Annotated in this window: 6 protein-coding genes; 4 read left to right on the top strand and 2 right to left on the bottom strand. The window is 69.9% G+C overall.

Annotation, left to right across the window (positions count from 1 at the left end; translation table 11 throughout):
• The 4 genes from E1218_RS34655 to E1218_RS34640 all read left to right on the top strand — a co-directional run.
• The coding region (locus E1218_RS34655) for a DNA polymerase III subunit beta family protein (RefSeq protein ID WP_456074465.1) at window positions 1–635 on the top strand (635 nt) is incomplete at its 5' end.
• Window positions 632–880: a hypothetical protein gene (locus E1218_RS34650; protein ID WP_132327268.1), complete on the top strand. Its 249-nt coding sequence runs from the start codon at window positions 632–634 to the stop codon at window positions 878–880. The genes E1218_RS34655 and E1218_RS34650, both read left to right, overlap by 4 nt.
• A gap of 32 nt (window positions 881–912) precedes the next feature.
• Window positions 913–1,512: a DJ-1/PfpI family protein gene (locus E1218_RS34645; protein WP_202866360.1), complete on the top strand. Its 600-nt coding sequence runs from the start codon at window positions 913–915 to the stop codon at window positions 1,510–1,512.
• Window positions 1,512–1,988, top strand: a complete 477-nt coding sequence (locus E1218_RS34640; RefSeq protein ID WP_132327266.1) for a MarR family winged helix-turn-helix transcriptional regulator — start codon at window positions 1,512–1,514, stop codon at window positions 1,986–1,988. Before E1218_RS34645 ends, E1218_RS34640 begins: the two co-directional genes overlap by 1 nt.
• On the opposite strand, the gene E1218_RS34635 is transcribed toward E1218_RS34640, so the two are convergent.
• Together E1218_RS34635 and E1218_RS36425 are read right to left on the bottom strand one after the other, a co-directional pair.
• On the bottom strand, window positions 1,966–4,476 hold the full coding sequence (locus tag E1218_RS34635) for a polysaccharide lyase family 8 super-sandwich domain-containing protein (RefSeq protein WP_132327265.1): 2,511 nt from the start codon (window positions 4,474–4,476) through the stop codon (window positions 1,966–1,968). The two genes, E1218_RS34640 and E1218_RS34635, sit on opposite strands and share 23 nt — an antisense overlap.
• A 99-nt stretch (window positions 4,477–4,575) precedes the next feature.
• A partial coding sequence (locus tag E1218_RS36425) for a hypothetical protein (protein WP_165949552.1) occupies window positions 4,576–5,900 on the bottom strand: 1,325 nt, incomplete at its 5' end.

Raw genomic sequence — 5,900 nt, 5'->3', positions numbered from 1 at the left:
CCTCCGCCGTTGCGCCGGAGGAGAGGACGGCCGTGCTGGAGTGTGTGTTGATCGAGTTGGCCGCCGACGAGGTGACGTTCGTGGCGACCGATCGGTATCGGCTCGCGATGCGCACGGTGCAACCGGTGGAGTTCAGCGGTGCGCCGGCGCGGTTGCTGGTGCCGGCGGCCGAGTCGAGCGGACTGAGCCGCTGGGTCGCCGCGGGCGAGGTCGTCCGGCTGGAGACCCGGCCCGGCGGGGCCGCGATCGTCCGGGACGGGGAAACGCACGAACTCACCGCGGTCTCCGGTGACTACCCGGCGTACGGCGTGATCCTCGACGGACTGACACCGCCCGAGTGCCGCGTGGTCGTGAACCGAACGGCGCTGCGATCGGCGCTGGAAGGACGCGAGGTGGTTGCCTTCGACGTCGAACCGGGGCACCTGCGGCTCGACGGCGAGGTCAAGCTCGACGTGATCGGGTCGGGCTCGACCCGGATCGGCTTCACCGCATCTCTGCTGGCGGCCGCGCTGGACGCGAGTGTCGGACCCGACGTGCTGCTCGAAATCTGCGCGCCGGACCGGCCGGTCGTCGTCCGCTCGGCCGACCAGGGCACGTTCACCACGCTGGTGATGCCTGTCCGGCTGGGAGGGTGAACCGCGGCTGCTACGGCTGGCTGGCGGGTTCCACACTCTCGGCGTTCGGCGACAGTGCGCTGTTCTTCGCACCGGGCTGGGCGGCAACCGGGATCGCCCCGCACATCGCGGGGTTGGTGCTGACCGCATTCACCCTGCCGCGCGCCGTACTACTCCTACTCGGCGGAGTCCTGGGCGATCACTGCGGTCCACGCCGGATCCTGCTGGCCTGTTCCGCCGCAGCCCCGCATCGCTGCTGCTGTTGACAGCATGTTGTCGTCATGACAGTATGCTGTCTATGAAGACAGCTTATGTGGGTGTGTACGAGACCTGGGCGGACTGGGAGATCGGGTATCTGCTGGTCGAGTTGCGGACCGGGCGGTTCACCGGTGAGCAGTGGAACGTCGTGACGGTGGGCGAGACCACCGACCCGGTGACGACGATGGGTGGGTTGCGGATCGTGCCGGACATGGTGCTCGCGGACGTCGAGCCCGAGGACGGCGACCTGTTCGTGCTGGCCGGGTCGGCGCAGTGGGACGAGGGCGGCGGGGAGGCGTTCGCGAAGACGGCGCAGCGTTTCCTCGAGGCCGGCGTACCGGTCGCGGCGATCTGCGGTGCGACGGCCGGGCTCGCGCGGGCGGGGGTGCTCGACGACCGCAGGCACACCAGTGCGGTGAAGGAGTATCTGCTGGCCACCGGCTACCAGGGCGGCGACAACTATGTGGACGAGCGCGCGGTGGTCGACGGTGACCTGATCACGGCCGGCCCGGACTCGCCGGTGCAGTTCGCCCGGGCGGCGATGCAGCGGCTCGGGCTCGCCTCGGACGAGAAGCTGGACGCCTACGAAGGCGTGTTCCACCGCGCCGACCCGTCGGCCTACCCGGCCCTAGTCGGCTGATGACTGTTCCTCCGCGCAAGGACTGGCCGAAGCCGGACCCGCAGTCGGAGGACGCCGCGGTCCTGACCGACGTCATGCTCGCGACCTTCCGGCTGAACGCCCGGCTGATGGAGGCCGCCCAGGACCTCGCCGCCCACGGCGGGCTGACCGCCGCGTGGTGGCAGGTCCTCGGCGGCGTGCTGGACGAGCCGCGTTCGGTCGCCGAGGTGGGCAGGATCATGGGCGTCAGCCGGCAGGGTGTGCAGCGGATCGCCGACCTGCTGGTCGAGCGCGGCCTGGCGGAGTACCGGCCGAACCCGGCCCACCGCCGCGCCAAACTGCTCGCGTGCACCGAGGCCGGCTACTGGGCGATCCGGCAGATCTCGATCGCCCAGCACCCGTTCGCCGAGAAGCTCAGCGCGAACGTCGGACTGGACGACCTCCGGACGACGCTCGCCACCCTGCGGACGCTGATCACGAGGCTCGAAGAAGCTTGACCGTCAGGCTCCGCCCGTACGTGTGGTGAGTGGTGAACGTCAGCCGGGTCCCGGTCGGAGTCCGCACCACCTGGACACCGGGATCCGCGGAGACCGGCCGGAGGTGCTCCGCCCACAGGTTCACCGTGATCGTGTCGCGCGAGGTGGTCGGGTCGGACGCGGCCACCGTGATCGAACCGTCCTTGTGCCGTTGCAGCAGCACGGACGCCGGTCCGTCGATCGTCAGACCGGGCAGGTGGTGCCGGCCGGGACCGAAGGTGTTGGCGCCGGTCAGCCCGAGCCCGCGGTGGCGGATCGCCTGTAGCCGCGGGGTGTTCGACAGCATGGTGACTCGCCCGTGCCGGTAGCCGCGCAGCGCCGATTCCGTTGCGTTAGGCACCAATGCGTAGGCCATCGAGCGCTTGGATCCGGCCGGCTGCGCGACCGTCAGTCCGAACACCTGCTTGGTCACCGCCGTATCCGGGTTCGACGTCCGTACGACCCGCCGGCTCCGCGTCACCTGCTGCAACTCCACCGACACCTGACTCGGCTGGAGGAAGTAGTACCCGAGCGACACCGCGCCGTTCGCGTACCGCAGCCACCGCGGATCCGTCGTACCCGTCCCGGTCCAGGCCTCGCCGTCCCGGCGTTCGCCGGTGATCGTTACGGCATCGCCCGGAGCGGCGATCCGGGTGTCGATCGTGGTGGTGACGGCGCGGTCGGCATCGCGCACCCCGGCGGCCAGGACGACGATCTCGTCGTCGAGCAGGAACCACGACTTGGTCGCCTCGGCGTTGCGGTAGACGACGAAGTCGTCGGGCAGGATCTCCCGGGAGGCGTAGGCGAAGTCGCTCGACTGGACCCAGCCGGCCGCGCCGTACGCGCCGAGGCTGGCGCCGCCGGAGTACGCGTTCGTCCCGGTCGGGAAGTAGACGTAGGTGTTCTGCGACTCGCTCGAGGGCGTGAAGTTCAGCGGGTGGTCCGGGTTGTCGTAGTACGGCGTTCCGTAGAGCTCCGGGATCGACCTGCGGGTTTCGACCGGTGCGGTCACCCCGCCGAGCGCGTACGGCGAGACCGTGGTGAAGTAGTCGATGCCGAAGGCCTGTGTCTGGTCCTGGCCGGACAGGTAGAGGTAATGCGCGCCGTCGCCCTGGAACCATGGGAGCAGGTTCTCGCCGCTCATGTACTCGTACTTGCTGATCCGGTCCGAGTTCCGGGCCAGCGCGAACGCGAACCCGGGGCGCCGGTGCACGGTCCGGTCCATCGCGTTGAACGCCGTCGTGCTCGCGGCCGGGTTCAGGTCGGCCGGCACGATCGCCGGGTCGGCCTTGAGGTCGGCGAACCGGGCGATGCTGACCGGGGAGACGAAGCTGTTCGGGTTGATCGTCGGCCGGGCGGTGAACTTCGCGAACGACTCGAGCCGGCCCGCGTCGGTCCCGGTCGCGTAGTCGGCCAGGTCGACGACCGCCTCCACGACCACGGCGACGTCGGCGTACCCGGTGGTGGTCCGGGAGACCGCACGGCCCTTGACGATCTCCATCATCCAGCCCTCGAAGATCAGCGGCGCGAACCCGTGCTCGACCCAGCCCTGGACCACCCCGACCAGGTCGTCGCTCTGCGCGTACTCCGTCCCCGCGAGCACCTTGATCGTCTGGACGACCCGGCTGAGCAGGCCCTTGCCGTACGAGCCGGTGTAAGCGACCGACGAGTGCTGGATGAACGAGCCGTCGGCGTAGTACCCGTCGGTGACACCGTGCTGGAGGTTGTACGGGTCGATCGTCGCGAACACGGTGAACTGGTCCTGCAGCGCCTTCCGGATCCGCGCGTCGTCACCCATCAGCGCACCTTGCAGGAGCCGGTTGGCGGTGATGTCGACCAGGTTCGCGCCGGTGTGGAACCGCGAGTCCAGGTCGACGTCGCCGTCCTTGCCGTTGCGCAGGTAGGCGTCCATCGACGGCACGTACCGCGCGATCAGCTCGGCCGGCGCGTCCAGCAGGGCCAGCGTCTTCGACACGTGCGTCGAGATGCCGATCTCCCAGTGGAACCAGTTGCCGTAGTACCCCGTCGACTGGTCGCCGTAGTAGTTCTCGTGCAGCCAGACCAGCTTCTCGGCGACCCGGGCGCGGATCTGCTCGTTGCCCTGCAGGTCGGAGGCCGGCCCTGGCCGCTTGGTCGCGAGCGCGATCTCGTAGAGGTGCAGGTACGACGCGTTCAGGTTCGGGTCGCTGGTACCGAGGGGGAGACCGGCGAACAGTTCACCGGCTCCGGCGCCGTCCATCGCGGTCAGCCAGGTCCGGGCGGTCCTGTCGATCGCGGTGAGCTTGGCGGCGACCTCGGGGCGCGCGTTCGACTCCGGCGTACCGGCGTAGATCGCGACCGTGTTGGTGAGCAACTGGTTCGCGTCGGCGACCGCGCTGCGGGTGGCGCGGGCGCTGGGCGCGGGGTTGACCGCGGTCAGCAGTGCGGTGGCGGGTACGAACGACAGCAGGCAGCGGCGGGTGATGTCCACAAGTACTCCCAGGCGGATGGGAAAAACCTCACCCGGGGAGTCAACCAGCCGGAACTATCCTTCGGCAACCGCTTACAACCTGAGGTTTCAGGAGAAATCTCAGGAGCCGCCCGCACCCACCAACTGGCCGTCGACCGACAGGATCCGGATGGCGCCGCCGGACTCCTTGGTCGGGATCACCAGCGCCGCCTGGTACAGGTAGCTCTGGTGCAGCGTCTGGGTGAACTTCACCATGCTGCTGAACGCGGTCGCCTCGCCGCTGGTCCAGTACGCGTTCGACCCCGGCTCGACCCGCTGCAGGTACTGCTCGGTGAGCGCCACGAAGACCAGCGCCTCGCCGGTCGACGTGATGAATGTCAGCGGCTCGCCGGACGGCTCGAAGGTGTCGGCGACGCTCGCGATGTACGTCTCCTTGGTGTCCGCGACCTTCGCCTTGGCCCGCCGCTCGAGCAGCGATGTCGTCCCCGGTGACGGAGCGAACAGCTTCGCCTCCGCCGACCCGGCGCCCTCCGACAGGTACGTCGCCAGGTTGGTGGCCGCCGAGGCCGGCAGCCTGACCAGCTTGTCCAGGTCGGCCTGGACCGGCGTCCGCAGCCCCTCCATCGACGGCAGCTTCGTCGACTGCAACGGGTAGACAGAGTTCGTCAGCAGCCACGGCGTACCGGCGCTCTCCCGCTGCCAGACGCCGAGCTGACGGCTGCCCGGGTCGTCGGAGACCCCGGAGCTGACCACGAACCGCATCGGGTACGAATCGAACTCCGGGGCGCCGATCTGCGGCTCGGTGAAGCTGAACGGCTTCGCCTTGTCCTTGCCGGCCGCGTCCAGCTTGCGGCCGATCAGGTAGCCGGCCCGAGTCTGGGCGAGCGTCGGGCCGGCCTCGATGGTCTCCGCCAGCTTGGCGTCGCGGCCCTGGTTCGCCTGGTTGTTCAGCTCGTTGTACCGCTGGACGACGGCCTGGGCGTCGGCGAGCGTGATCGCCGGCCGGGAGTTCGGCACGGCCGCGCTGTTCTCGGCCGGCAGCAGTCCGCAGCTCGTTGTCGTCAGCAACATGGCGCCGCTGGCCAGCAGCGCGGCGGTCTTCCGGACGGCCTCGTCGCTGCGCTCGAACTCCGGCGACTCCTCCAGCCGGACGGTCTCCGGCTCCTCCTCGTACTCGGTGATCTCGTACGAGACCTCCTGGTACTCCGCTTCTTCGTCGTCCGGCTTGACGGCGCCGACCGCGACCAGGAACGCCGGGGACTTCGCCTTGGCCACCGCGACCGGCGACATCAGCATCGGCGCGGTGGTGATCGGCTCGCGCGGCTCGACCGGTCGGCGTACCGGCGGCTGATAGACCGGCGGGTCGACCGGGGCCGTGGCGGCGCCGCTCCCGACCGGGGCCGGGCCGGGCGGTGCCTGGGTGGGGCCGGCGGCCGGTGCCGCGG

Origin of the sequence: Kribbella turkmenica, assembly GCF_004348725.1 — a bacterium.
In the GTDB taxonomy this organism is placed as follows: domain Bacteria; phylum Actinomycetota; class Actinomycetes; order Propionibacteriales; family Kribbellaceae; genus Kribbella; species Kribbella turkmenica.
The sequence above is the reverse complement of the archived record's forward strand: the minus strand, read 5'-3'. Positions and strand labels throughout refer to the sequence as shown.